Origin of the sequence: Campylobacter sp. RM6914 (assembly GCF_004803835.1) — a bacterium.
Lineage (GTDB): Bacteria > Campylobacterota > Campylobacteria > Campylobacterales > Campylobacteraceae > Campylobacter_A > Campylobacter_A californiensis.
On the sequence record NZ_CP012545.1, the window covers coordinates 1,701,323 to 1,714,103 of the forward strand.

The 12,781-nt window shown below is 39.0% G+C and carries 12 protein-coding genes and 5 tRNA genes; 13 read left to right on the forward strand and 4 right to left on the reverse strand.

Annotation, left to right across the window (positions count from 1 at the left end):
- Nucleotides 1-7: 7 nt before the first annotated feature.
- Nucleotides 8-307 carry a hypothetical protein gene (locus tag CCAL_RS09405; RefSeq protein WP_228026739.1) on the reverse strand — a complete coding sequence of 100 codons (300 nt, stop codon included), beginning with the start codon at nt 305-307 and terminating at the stop codon, nt 8-10.
- A gap of 285 nt (nt 308-592) precedes the next feature.
- On the opposite strand from CCAL_RS09405, the gene CCAL_RS08865 reads away from it, so the two are divergent.
- Nucleotides 593-2,419, forward strand: coding sequence for an aryl-sulfate sulfotransferase (locus CCAL_RS08865; RefSeq protein WP_170016364.1), 1,827 nt, complete (start codon nt 593-595; stop codon nt 2,417-2,419).
- A 292-nt stretch (nt 2,420-2,711) separates the two neighbouring features.
- On the forward strand, nt 2,712-4,559 hold the full coding sequence (locus CCAL_RS08870; RefSeq protein WP_170016362.1) for an aryl-sulfate sulfotransferase: 1,848 nt from the start codon (nt 2,712-2,714) through the stop codon (nt 4,557-4,559).
- A gap of 125 nt (nt 4,560-4,684) precedes the next feature.
- Here CCAL_RS08870 and CCAL_RS08875 read toward each other — a convergent pair.
- A tRNA-Ala gene (locus CCAL_RS08875) sits at nt 4,685-4,760 on the reverse strand.
- Between the two features lie 117 nt (nt 4,761-4,877).
- Between CCAL_RS08875 and CCAL_RS08880 the strand changes: the two genes are divergently transcribed.
- The 7 genes from CCAL_RS08880 (at nt 4,878) to CCAL_RS09595 (ending at nt 6,315) form a co-directional block, all read left to right on the forward strand.
- Nucleotides 4,878-4,952, forward strand: a tRNA-Gly gene (locus tag CCAL_RS08880).
- A 13-nt stretch (nt 4,953-4,965) separates the two neighbouring features.
- Nucleotides 4,966-5,051: transfer RNA gene (locus CCAL_RS08885), tRNA-Leu, on the forward strand.
- A gap of 21 nt (nt 5,052-5,072) precedes the next feature.
- Nucleotides 5,073-5,146, forward strand: a tRNA-Cys gene (locus tag CCAL_RS08890).
- A 16-nt stretch (nt 5,147-5,162) separates the two neighbouring features.
- Nucleotides 5,163-5,318 carry a hypothetical protein gene (locus tag CCAL_RS08895; RefSeq protein ID WP_169938356.1) on the forward strand — a complete coding sequence of 52 codons (156 nt, stop codon included), beginning with the start codon at nt 5,163-5,165 and terminating at the stop codon, nt 5,316-5,318.
- Between the two features lie 47 nt (nt 5,319-5,365).
- Nucleotides 5,366-5,455, forward strand: a tRNA-Ser gene (locus CCAL_RS08900).
- Between the two features lie 180 nt (nt 5,456-5,635).
- Nucleotides 5,636-6,016 carry a hypothetical protein gene (locus tag CCAL_RS08905; RefSeq protein WP_170016360.1) on the forward strand — a complete coding sequence of 127 codons (381 nt, stop codon included), beginning with the start codon at nt 5,636-5,638 and terminating at the stop codon, nt 6,014-6,016.
- A gap of 26 nt (nt 6,017-6,042) precedes the next feature.
- Complete coding sequence (locus CCAL_RS09595; RefSeq protein WP_394346920.1) at nt 6,043-6,315, forward strand: phage integrase N-terminal SAM-like domain-containing protein; 273 nt, start codon at nt 6,043-6,045, stop codon at nt 6,313-6,315.
- Nucleotides 6,316-6,715: 400 nt separating this feature from the next.
- Here the strand turns inward: CCAL_RS09595 and CCAL_RS08915 are convergent, their stop codons facing one another.
- Both CCAL_RS08915 and CCAL_RS08920 read right to left on the reverse strand, forming a co-directional pair.
- Nucleotides 6,716-7,984: an ArsS family sensor histidine kinase gene (locus tag CCAL_RS08915; RefSeq protein WP_170016358.1), complete on the reverse strand. Its 1,269-nt coding sequence runs from the start codon at nt 7,982-7,984 to the stop codon at nt 6,716-6,718.
- On the reverse strand, nt 7,977-8,648 hold the full coding sequence (locus CCAL_RS08920) for a response regulator transcription factor (RefSeq protein ID WP_216656461.1): 672 nt from the start codon (nt 8,646-8,648) through the stop codon (nt 7,977-7,979). The genes CCAL_RS08915 and CCAL_RS08920 overlap by 8 nt, the downstream gene beginning before the upstream one ends.
- A 190-nt stretch (nt 8,649-8,838) precedes the next feature.
- Here CCAL_RS08920 and CCAL_RS08925 point away from each other — a divergent pair, with 190 nt between their 5' ends.
- Genes CCAL_RS08925 through CCAL_RS08940 form a run of 4 tightly spaced genes read left to right on the forward strand, consistent with a single transcriptional unit; the run spans nt 8,839 to nt 12,545 of the window.
- Nucleotides 8,839-9,678, forward strand: a complete 840-nt coding sequence (locus CCAL_RS08925; RefSeq protein WP_170016356.1) for a hypothetical protein — start codon at nt 8,839-8,841, stop codon at nt 9,676-9,678.
- A complete protein-coding gene (locus tag CCAL_RS08930; protein ID WP_172285151.1) occupies nt 9,671-10,234 on the forward strand; it encodes a hypothetical protein in 564 nt (187 codons plus the stop codon). The genes CCAL_RS08925 and CCAL_RS08930 overlap by 8 nt, the downstream gene beginning before the upstream one ends.
- Before the next feature lie 23 nt (nt 10,235-10,257).
- Nucleotides 10,258-12,021 (forward strand): FAD-dependent oxidoreductase, encoded by a 1,764-nt coding sequence (locus tag CCAL_RS08935; protein ID WP_170016352.1) that lies wholly within the window; start codon nt 10,258-10,260, stop codon nt 12,019-12,021.
- A complete protein-coding gene (locus CCAL_RS08940) occupies nt 12,018-12,545 on the forward strand; it encodes a cytochrome c3 family protein (protein WP_170016350.1) in 528 nt (175 codons plus the stop codon). Before CCAL_RS08935 ends, CCAL_RS08940 begins: the two co-directional genes overlap by 4 nt.
- The last annotated feature ends 236 nt before the right edge of the window (nt 12,546-12,781 follow it).

Below are 12,781 nucleotides of genomic sequence, written 5' to 3' on the forward strand. Positions count from 1 at the left end.
CTTTGGTCTACGCATACCATATAAGATCTGCCCTTATAGCCTGTCTATCATAAGACGGCAACATCTTACCGTCAACCCAGATATCGCCGCTTTTAGCCTGAAGCTGAACGACATCGAATTCTTTTGAATTTTTGGCAAATATTTTTAAAAATTCGTTAGTCTTGTTGCTATCTGATAAAAGGTTTGAACTCTCTACAAATTCAGAAACTCGTATCAAAGAATTTATCCTTTCATCAAACCACGCTTGAAATGTATCTATGATATTTTCACCGGCTATGATTTTGTTTTTATTTGATAACTCTATCATCCTATTTTTAGCACTGTCTTAAACATTAAAGCCTAAAAGAACGACCGCCATACTTGCTAGCAAAACAACGATATAAGTACTGTTTTTAAAATACCCAGACACTACACTTATCCTTTAAAGAAAACTTTTAAATTTCAGTATTATAAAATTTTATTTTTAAAAAAGATAAAAATTGAAAAATTTATTAATATACATAATTTAAGTTAAATTTAATTTCAATGTCATAATTTGGACAACTCTGCAAATTATGATCTCATTAAACATTTTTTTAACAAGGAGAATTCCATGAAAAAGTTAGTTTCATCTGCTGTTGTTGCAGGGCTATTGGTCGGTGGATTTGCCATGTCTGCCCTTGCTGCTGGTGGTGGAAGCGGGCCAAATACATATCGCGGTGTCAGACAAATAGGTGCCGTGGTTATGAACCCATACAAAGTAGCGCCTTTAACCGCTTTAATAAGAAGTGCGGGATATACACTAACGGATGTCAAAGTAACAGTAAAGGCTAAAAAAGACGGTGTAGATATCAGCTATAACGTGTCTAATCAAAAAGTTCTTCAACACGGCGGTATCCCTGTTTGGGGCCTGTATCCTGATTATGTAAACGAAGTTGCTGTAAGCTACAAGAAAAATGGCGAAGCGGTAAGTGAAACATATAAAATTTATGCTCCGGCTATCGGACTATATGGCTCAGGAACAGGACAAAAGCAAATTCTGCCTGATGCAACTATCACAAAAGACAATCCAAAATACCATAAAAATATCTACCTAATGAACCACCTAAGCTCCATCCTTCCAAATGCGGCTCAAGTTACTTGGAACAACCCTGTAGGCGGCGCACTTGAGTGGGATTATGAGAGCTATGTTTGGATGGTTGATGGCAAGGGCGATATCAGATGGTATCTAAAGACTGATGAATTTAGAGATCCTAATCACATCATGAAAAAGGGCAACATGATGGGCTTTGACCAAACAGCAGATGGCGATCTTATCTGGGGACAAAGCCAAGTAATGAATAGATACGACCTTATGGGACGTAAAATTTTCCAAAGAGAGCTACCAAAAAGCTATATCGACTTCTCTCACCATATGGAAGAGACATCAAAAGGAACATTCCTCTTACGCGTGGCTTCAAGCGACTACAAACGTAAAGATGGTAAAAATGTCCGAACTGTTCGCGATGTTATCGTAGAGCTTGACACAAATGGCAATGTCGTAGATGAGTGGAAGATAATGGATATTTTGGATCCTTACAGAGATGTTAATTTACTAGCACTTGACCAGGGTGCGGTTTGTCTAAATGTCGATGCTACCAAAGCCGGACAAACAGCAAACAAAGAGGATCTTGAAGATGATCATGCACCTTGGGGCGATGTAGCAGGCGTTGGAGCCGGTAGAAACTGGGCACACATAAATTCTGTTAACTACGATGCAAACGATGACAGCATCATTCTTTCTGTAAGAAACCAAAGTGCGATTGTAAAAATCACTCGCGATAAAAAAGTAAAATGGATCCTTGCTTCAAAAGAGGGCTGGACTGGCGACCTAGCAACAAAAGTACTTAAACCTATCGATGCAAACGGCAAAGCTATAGACTGTGGCGAAAGTGGCTCAAAATGCCCTGGATATGAAAGTGATAAGGGTGGATTTGACTACACTTGGACACAACACACAGCTTATAAAGTAAATGAAAAAAGCAAAGGTAGCAAGGTTCACGTAAGCGTATTTGACAATGGTGATAGTCGCGGTATGGAACAACCGGCACTTATAAATATGAAATACTCACGCGCGGTTGAGTATGTCGTAGATGAGAAAAACATGACTGTTCAGCAAGTTTGGGAATACGGCAAAAATCGTGGCTTTGAGTGGTATAGCCCGATAACTTCGGTTACTGAGTATAACCCTAAATTTGACACTATGTTTGTCTACTCTGCCACAGCCGGACTTGGTGATGTTAAGGCATTCCGTGCTGGTAAAGCAGCTCTTACTCCATTCTTAGAAGAGATTAAGTATGGCACACAAGAGGTTGAGTTTGAGATGAAATTTATTAACTCAAATACCATTGGCTATAGGGCATTACCTATTGATATCAATAAAGCCTTCAACTCCAAATAGACACTATATACAAACGACCTTTGCATAAACAAGGGTCGTTTTGTGTAAATTCTATACGTTGTTAAACGAAGAGCAAGTTTTTTGTGATTTATTAAAGGATTTATAATGTATAATGCAACTTTTCCTACGCCATTTGAATAATATCTCCTTTCCTCATCATATTTCTTTCATTTGGCGTTCTTTAAATTTTTATCTAAATTCAATTTTAAGCATTTTATAATATTAGCGATAGTTTTACAAGAAAACAAACTGCTATAATTCAAATTGATAAAAATTTTCAAAAGGAGAAAATATGAAAAAGATTCTTTCATCGGTTGCAGTTGCAGGATTGTTAGTAGGCACAGTTGCTACAACAGCTCTTGCTATCGGCGGACCAAGTGGCGCACATATCGACTATGCGATACCTGGACAACTTGGTGAAGTAGTTGTAAATCCTTACGATACAGCTCCTCTTACGGCTGTTATCAAAAACGGCGGCTATACCATCAAAGACGCAAAAGTAACAGTTGTCCCAAAACCGGGTGGACAAGTGATAAGCTATAAAGTAGCCGACAAACATCTACGCACACACGGGGGAATTCCTGTATTTGGCATGTATCCGGACTACCAAAATACTATCGAAGTCGAATACACAAAAATTTATAAAGGTGTCGAAGAGAAGATAAAAGAAACGTATAAAATTTACGCTCCTGCCATATATCTTGAAAGCACAGGCATGCCAAATCAAAAAGGAGCACTTTTTGATAAGATCGAGGTTGTAAAACCTGCTTCTAAAAAATTTGAAAACAGACTTTACTACGTAAATAACTTTGTTAATAAAACAGGAAAAGGCACAAAAGTCGTATGGAACAACCCAGCAGGCGGCGCGATAGAGTGGAACTATAGCCCAAACAACTTTATTCTTGATACAAAAGGTGAGGTCAGATGGTATCTTGAGCCAAGTAAAATTTACGACCTAAAACAACCTTTTAACGCAGGCGTTATGATGGGCTTTAAACAAAATCCAGATGGAGCTATGACTTGGGGGTACGGCCAACATTACGCCAAATACGATATCTTAGGGCGTGAAATTTTTAACCGCGAACTACCTGCTGGATACAACGACTTCTCTCACTCTATGGACGTCATGGATAACGGACACTATCTACTACGCGTTGCAAACGCAAACTACAAAAGAGCCGACGGTAGAAATGTCCGCACTGTTAGAGATGTGATAGTTGAGGTCGATCGCGACGGTAACGTAGTGGATGACTGGAGATTATATGAAATTTTAGATCCTTACAGAGATACTGTCCTAAAAGTGCTTGACCAAGGTGCAGTTTGTCTAAACATTGATGCTTCAAAAGCCGGTCATACAGCCTCAACAGATGAGCTAATGTCTATGGATAAAGAGGAAAAATGGGGTGACATCGTAGGATCAGGTCCGGGACGCAACTGGGCTCACGTAAACAGCGTAGATCATGATCCAACAGACGATAGCATCATAATAAGCTCACGTCACCAAAATGCCGTTATTAAAATCGGACGTGATAAAAAAGTCAAATGGATAATGGGCGGACACAAAGGCTGGAAAGAGCAATTTAAATCAGCCTTGCTTCAACCGATAGATAAAAACGGCAACAAAATAGTCTGCGAAGACGACTACACAAAATGCCCGGGATATGAAAGCGACAAGGGTGGATTTGACTGGCAATACACACAGCACACAGCATTTAGAATAGACAGCAAGTCTAAAAAAGGTGTTGTTTACCTAACAGTATTTGATAACGGCGATAGTCGTGGCTTTGAGCAACCTGCGATCGCCGGCATGAAATACAGCAGGGCGGTGGTATTTAAAATAGACGAAAAAGCCAAAACAGTAGAGCAAGTATGGGAATACGGCAAAGAGCGAGGCTCAGAGTGGTATAGCTCGGTTACCAGCCTAACCCAGTATCAAGATGATCTTGATAGCGTATTTGCCTACTCTGCTGTTGCCGGTATGCAGTTTGATATAGCAACAGGTCGTCCGGTAGGTCAACCAAGCCCACATATCAACGAATTTGAATGGGGTGCAAAAGAGCCCTCTATTGAGATTAAGATGACAAACGCGATGGGATATCAAGCGTTTCCATTTAGCGTAGAAAAGGCATTTACAAAGTAATGCTTTTAGAATTTAAGCCTCAAAAATGGGGCTTAAATTTCATACAAATCCGCTTTAATGATTAAATAAAATATCCTCAAAAATAGTTGCGAGTTTAAAATGAATGGAATAAATAGAATAAATTTTGGTGGAGTTAAGCGGGATCGAACCGCCGACCTCTTGAATGCCATTCAAGCGCTCTCCCAGCTGAGCTATAACCCCAAAATGTTTCGGTATTTTACACAAAACATTCTTACAAAATTTTGAAATTTTACAAAATTAAAGCAAAATCAAATAAATTTTTAAGCAAAGATTGGTTAAAATTGCTCCTTTTAAAACGCGGGAATAGCTCAGGGGTAGAGCATAACCTTGCCAAGGTTAGGGTCGCGAGTTCGAATCTCGTTTCCCGCTCCATTTTTTATTTGTTGCCCAGGTGGTGGAATGGTAGACACAAGGGACTTAAAATCCCTCGGATTTTTTTCCGTGCCGGTTCAAGTCCGGCTCTGGGCACCACTTTTGTTAGAGTTTTTGTATGGCGACATGGCCAAGTGGTAAGGCAGAAGCCTGCAAAGCTTTTACCCCCGGTTCGAATCCGGGTGTCGCCTCCAAGACTAAGGGATGTTCATGAGAATTTTATCTTTTGTTTTTGTTATTTTTGTATTTTTTACTGGTTGTTCAAATACATGGAGTGGCATAAAGGCTGATAGCTCAAACGCAGCTGAATGGACAAAAGAGAAGATAAATGATGGCGCTACTTATGTCAAGGAAAAAACAGAATAATTTATATCAAATTTTAAGCTAATTTTGATATAATCACAACTTATTTTCGGGAGATGGCTGAGCGGTCGAAAGCGGCGGTCTTGAAAACCGTTGAGGTGTGAAAGCCTCCTGGGGTTCGAATCCCTATCTCCCGGCCACTATTTATAAAAAATCCCCTTCAAATGTCGTTTGTATCAGCATTAAGTCAACTTTTCATTTATATCAAATTTTGCTATTTTTGATGTAAATTTGCAGATGCGGAATAGAAATAGCCCATTTGTTGAATAAATTGCATCTCTATACCATACGTTTTTTCGTGCTGATTTTAGGAGTTTGCCATGGCTTCTAAGATGATAATGAAAATAAAAGACAGATCGAGCTATTATTATTTTGATCAAGCTCTTAAAGATGGAAAACGGGTAACTATCAAGCACTCTCTTTTTACAGATGATGTTTATGAGGCTAAAGCTATCGCTATAAAAGTAAAATCAACAGTAGATAAAATTTCAACAACTCAAAAGAGTGGTTACCAAGAGTCATACACTAGTTTTGAAAAATATATCAAATCCATTAAAAACAGCGCAGATATTGTCAAAGGCTATATAGACTATAAAGAGTATAGAGAGATATTTAAGCGAGTAGTGTCTGACTTCTATCGACCTATCTCTTTAAATAACGAGAAAAAACCACTCAAGAGATCAAGATCGAACCAAGCATAAGTCCAAAAGATATCGCTAAGAAATTTATAAAAACAGAGTGTGTCAAACAAAAAAGCACTGAAAACACCAAAAACAAATACTTGCTAGCCGCTAGAGAGTTTGATAAATTCTCAAAGAATAAAAATCTATCCAAGATAAACTATGGTGATGCTGAGGACTATAGCAACTATCTTGTGAAGGCTAAAAATTTGCATATAAAGACTGCAAGATTCTATACAAATTTCATGATTTATCACAAGATAGTTATGCGCTTTCTGGGTATACTAATCCAAAAATTGTGGCTATTCATTGTTGGGTGAGGATACTTTTTGTCTGATAAATCTGACAAAATATCTCACTAGGGGTGACCACTAAGACCCCACAAAGTACAACCCGTTAGCTTAAATTTATTCAAATCTTATTTATATGTAAACCAATTATGCGATAGCTACTGACCCTGTATCTCCATAAAACACACAATAGTTCTTTGCCTTCATCTCTAGAATTAGTAGTCTGGTTTACTATATTGAAATTTTAATTTATAGCAGCTGCAACAATTAGTCGACAAACAGTTTAATTAATCCCATCTTGTGCATACTACATGATTTTTAAAAACTATACAATCATATTTTTGTATAAAAAGAATTTCGGAAACAAAACAAACGACGCTGAGATCAAATTTTAAAATGTCTAAATCAGCTTTTGATGTTTTGACTCGCATTAATTAAAACAAATCATAAAATTATTTTTACCATCTTCGTGTTTGTATTTTAAGACATGCCCGTGTTTTTTAAAAATTTGATTTGCTATATAAAGTCCAAGACCAAGCCCTGAGTTTGATGTCTCAACCTTTCTGTTAAATGCCCTTTCAAAGTCAAGTCTTTGCTCTTCTAGTTTGTCCCCCACGCTACTTATGCAGAGCTTGTTTTTATCTATGCTTACGATGACTTTGTCATTAGAGTATTTTAAAGCGTTGTCGATTAAATTTTTAACTCCGGTTGCATAAAGTTCAAAATCAACCTCCACTACGCTTACTTCGCTCTCTGCTCGTACCTCTATGCGACTAGTATCCTTTAGTAAAAGTAGGTCTACTGAGTGGTCGATGATGTCCATAACTCGGTGTCTGTTCTTCTTAAGCCCCCATTCATTAGATACTAGTTTTTCTACCTTGACGACTTCGCCTAGTATTATCTCAAGTCGTGTAAATATCTGCTTTAGTCTATTTTTAAAGTTATCATCTTGTAGTAGTTCCGCTATCACGTCCGCCATGATCCGCCCCTTCATTATCGGGTTGCGAAACTCATGCAAGATGTTGCGTAAAAATAGCGCTCTTGCTTCCTTTATCGCATTTATTTTTTGCATTGTAGTATTAAACTCGCTAGCGATTTGATCTATCTCATCATTTGCTTCTATTTTTATTAGTCTGAATTTATCTTTTTCTCCTGCCTCTCTTATCATGTTTTTTAAATTTCTAAGCTTTAGTAGCTTTCTTAAAACAGCTATAAAAAAAGTTATCATAACGATATTTACTATAAACCAAAGTATCCAAATTCTGCGTGTAGACATCTCTTCTAAATTTTCTAAAGGCACTTCGTGTGTTGTGATGTCGTTTTTTAGTGGATCAAGCCCTGCTGCTATCATAATACGTGGTAGCATTTTGGCATCTACAGAAAAAAATCTAGGCACAAAATAGAGCTTTTTGTTATATCTTATCATATCGGCATATGAGTCACTAAAAATTTTCTCACCGTTTTGCCTGATCTCATTTGGGTCATACTCGCTGTTTTTAAGCCCTATTTGCTTTAACTGCTCGGTAGCACCACTGTCTTCTTGTCCGCGTATACGCATACCTAGCATAAAGCGCTGATAAGTAAAGTACTCTGCGTCTCTTATCTGCCTGTTTGATTCGATATAAAATGCTGAGTTTACTATGATAAGAGCGATAAAAAAGAAAAAAGTTATTAGCTTTACTATAGATATACTACGCATTGATAAATTTGTACCCTATACCGCGCACGGGGTGGATATATCGTGGATTTTTAGAGTCATCTCCTATCTTTTGACGCAGTCGCCCTATAGCTACATCGATGCTTTTAAGTCCGCTTTGAAATTTTGACTGACCTAAATTTATCAAAATATCCTCTCTTGGTATGACCACTCCCTCTTTTTCATAAAAGTAGATAAAAATATCAAATTCTGCTTTTGTTAGTGATATTTCCTCTTTGTTTTTTATGACGATACGTCTTTGTTTATCTACGCAAAAAGTTTTGGAGTCGCTAGTAATCTGTATCCCTCGGCGCAGTATGGATCTTATCCTAAAGACAAGTTCTATAGGGTCATACGGTTTTGCCATATAGTCATCGGCTCCAAGCTCAAAGCCCTTTATCTTATCTAGTGTCTCAGTGCGAGCCGATGATATGACTATTGGTAGTACTGGATAACCATATCTAACTTTTTTGCAAACTTCAAGACCATCCATATCTGGTAAGCCTAAATCAAGTACCAGTGCATCAAAGGTATTTTTTTCGTTTAAAATTTTAAGTCCTTCAAGCGGATTTGTAGCTATAGTTACATCAATCTCGCTTTTTGCTAACGCATATTTTAAAAGCTCAGCCAAATCAAAGTCATCTTCTATAAGTAAAATTTCTATCATGGTGGTGATTATATCAAATTTTAAAAATTAAAACTAAAAATTATTTTTTAGGTAATGTTACCAAAATCTTACCGTTTTTAGTAAGCCTGCGTGTTATGATTTCGTTTACAAATTAAAAATGGGCATTACACAACAAGCTGGGTCCAAGACTCTCTTGCTAAGGGGTGTTCAAAAATTAAAGGGGTTTACAATGAAGACATCTGTTTTAACAATGGGTAAGCGCGAGTTTGCCTTTAGTTTGGCTGCACTTATGGCTATGACATCTAGTGCTTATGCTAGTGATAGCTTAGAGCAAGCTCTACAGGCAAGTACGATGAGTGCTACAGTATTTTCATACTATGATATGGATAAAACCGAGTACTTTCCGCCTGCTAGCAGTACAAATCCAAATCGCCAACACATCGGCGGTATCGGTGCTGAGCTTAGATTTTTAACCGGCTCTTACTATGGCTTTAGACTTGGTCTTACGACTCAGGGATTAGTAAATTTTGCTCCATCAAATGCTGCAAAAGATTTTTACGCATATGACTGGAATAGTGAAGGTGTAGCACTTTCAGAGACTTACTTAGGATATGAGCATGACTACATCGACCTTAAAATCGGTCGTCAATACCACAACTCAAAATACACCGGACTAGTGCCACCACTTGTCGCTACAAATACAGATGTGGGATATAAAGAGGCGTTTGAGGGTGTGAGCGCTAGGATAAAGCTTGATAGCATTGATACTGTTATCGGTGTGGCTGACTTTTGGAAATTTGCAGGTAGATCAAACGCTGTAACAGGAGGTGATGATGGCGCGCCAAGATTTAAAGATAGAGTTATCATCGGCGGACTTGGGCCTTACGGTTTTAAATTTGATAACATCTTTAACTCATTTGTGACATATAGCGGGCTTTCTGGTGTTTCGCTCACAGCTGCTTATGCTAATGTATCGGGTCTTGAGTATGATGACGCGGCTAACTCAAAGGGTGATATAAATTTCTACTTTGCACACGCTGGTTACAAAACACCCGCACTTTATGTATAAAGGCTCAAGAACAAACGGCACTTTAAAAGAAAATTTTGACTTTAACGGCGATTATTACACAGGTATGGTCGGACTTTATAACGCCTATGGTTTTGATTTTAGATATGCGTACTCAACTGTTAGTAAAAACCAAATGGCACTTCAAGGCATAGGTAACGACTGCGGTGCATTTACGGCTACTCCTATTTATGGTCCGTTTTTATTTATGTCTTTTGCAGGTATGAATTTACATAAACTTAGTGTGGGTTATGATCTTAGCAATATAGGAGTTGACGGTCTAAGAGTAGATGCTGACTACTGGTATGGCGAGCAACGCAACGGTAATAACGTCCGCTCAGGTGGCTTACACGGTCAAGCACCAGGCACTAGGATAGATGTAGAGGGCTGGGATATGCAACTTACTTACAATGTTCCTGCAGTAAAAGGTCTAAAGATATCTGCTATCTATGAAACTATGGATAGAAAACTAAAATACACCAACGGTAGCAGTAACGGCAAAACGACAGATGAGGAGTTTTGGCTAAGAGCGTCTTATGACTTTGATATATTGAAATAAATTTTATAAACAAGGAGTATAAAATGGTAGAAGAAAATGAACTATCACGCCGCTCGTTTTTAAAGCGTAGTGGAGCGCTCACACTTGGCTCAGTCGCAGCTGGATCTGCACTGCTAACAGGCTGTGAAAACCCAAACAATCACCTTATCCACCTAGAAAAGGAGGCTACAAAAGCACCAGAGGTACCAAAGTGGCTAGGTATTGAGCCACAAATTTCAGATGCACAGATAAAAAAGACACTTGATACAGATGTGCTTATCATTGGTGCTGGTGTTTCCGGACTTCATGCTGCACGCGCTGCTAGTGAAAAAGGCGCAAAGGTCATCGTTATAGAAAAAGCTGGTCGCTTTCAGGTTAGAAGTGGTCAGTACGGCACTCTTGGGAATAAATTTCAAAGAGAGCTTGGTATCACATATGACAAGCACGCAGCTATAAATGAGCACTTAAAACAGATGGGATACCGCGCCGATCAGCGTGTGTGGAACTACTGGGCTGATCACAGTGGTGAAGACTTTGACTGGATGATAGACCTTGCGCCTGGGGTGCATTTTATGATGGAGACTGATACACAGCTTGATAGAAGCAAGATAAATTTGATGCTCATGCACTATCCGCTTCCTGCTGCATATGATCCAAACGAGGAAAATAGCCCAAGCTATCCAACTGTTATGACATTTTTGCCTAACCAAGAGCCGATGATGGAGCTAGTCTATAAAAAATCCATAGAGCAAGGTACAAAGTATATCTTTAAAACTCGCGCGCAAAAGCTACTTCGTGATAAAACTACTGGCAAAATGCAAGGAGCTATCGCGCAAGATATGGCTGATGGCTCATATATCAAGATAAATGCTAAGTCGGTGATTTTAGCTACTGGCGATTATATGAATAACCCTGAAATGGCAAAAACATTTGTGCCTTGGGTGGCAAATTTCTTCTGTCCATTTCCAAACCTAGACTATAAAAATAACCCTACAAATACAGGGGACGGACATAGGCTTGGCTCATGGATAGGCGCGAAACTAGAAGATGGACCGCATGCGCCAGTTGCGCACACTCTTGGTGGACCACTTGGCGTTGATGCGTTTTTGCTGACAAATGCAAAGGGAGAGCGCTTTACAAATGAAGATCTTAGCGGACAGCAAGTCACTCAGCCACTCTCTCGTCAGCCAGGAGGCTTTGGTTGGCAGGTGTTTGATGCTAAATTTCCTGAGCAGGTCGAGTTTATGGGTGTATCTCATGGTAGTGTAAATCACTGCGTGGCACCGGAGGACAATCCAAAACTCCCACCTGACTGCCAATGGGCGATAGGTAAAACATCGTATATATCGGTAAAAGATCTTGAAGAGATGCCTGGTGTCTTTAAGGCAAACAGCATAGAAGAGCTTGCCGGTATGCTCTATCCTGATAACAAAAAAGCACAGACCAAATTTTTAGCGACTATAAAACGCTACAACGAGCTATGTGATAAGGGACATGATGATGACTTTGGTAAGACTGCTAAAAGGATGTTTCCAGTGCGCCATGCACCGTTTTATGCTGGCAAGATGGATGTTGGTGCGAGCCTAGTTGTCATGGGTGGCTTTACCGTTGAGCCAAATACTGCAAATGTACTAGATGCTGAGTATAACGAAATTTCGGGTCTTTATGCCTGCGGTAATGTTATGGGTGGACGCTTTTTAGGGGATTACCCAGTGGTACTAGCCGGTACTAGCCATGCGACATGCCTATGCTACGGACGCTTAGCTGGCTATCAAGCTGCGGCAAACGCAAAAGGAGGAAGAGCATGAGCAAGAGAAGAAAATATACGCTACTAGGTTTAGTGCTAGCTGTTATCGTGGGTTTTGTAGCGTTTCATCAAGTGCAAGCAGCTAGCCATAAGGCTGAATTTTGTATCTTATGTCACAACATGCAGCCACAGTACGACTCTTTTGTAAGTGGAAATATGCTAGCTAAAAAGCATAATGACGCAAATGTAACGTGTCATGACTGCCACACCCCAACTATACCCGAGCAGTTAAATGAGGTTAGGATGTATCTAACTGGCAACTTTGATATGCCAGCAAAGCAAAGAGGCTTTAAAAACGAGCAGTGTGTGGGATGCCATAAGGTGGATGATATCAGGAAAAAGACTGCAAGCTATGGTATGTCTAACCCTCATGAAGGCGTTCACAATAAAGACAATGAGATGCTAGAGTGTCAGTCGTGTCACGCCGTGCATCATCCACAAAAGCTAAATACTTGTATGTCTTGTCACCCGATAGACTGGAAAGTGGATAGTAGCTGGAGGATGTATCTACCTAGTGAAAAATAATCTCTAATCCGCCTCACTTGGGGGCGGACTTTCTGTTTTGCTAAACTCATAGCTTTTGAAAGAACTCTTATTAATTTTAGCAAAATGTAATAGAGTTCTTTTGTGTTATTGCTATTATTAAGTCTAAAATAGCATTCATTAATACAAAACAGTAAATTCCATTGCTTTATTTAAAAAACAAGAAAAGTTCAAAATGGCTTGGAATACCGATTTTATAGTGTTTCGATGTTCCTATC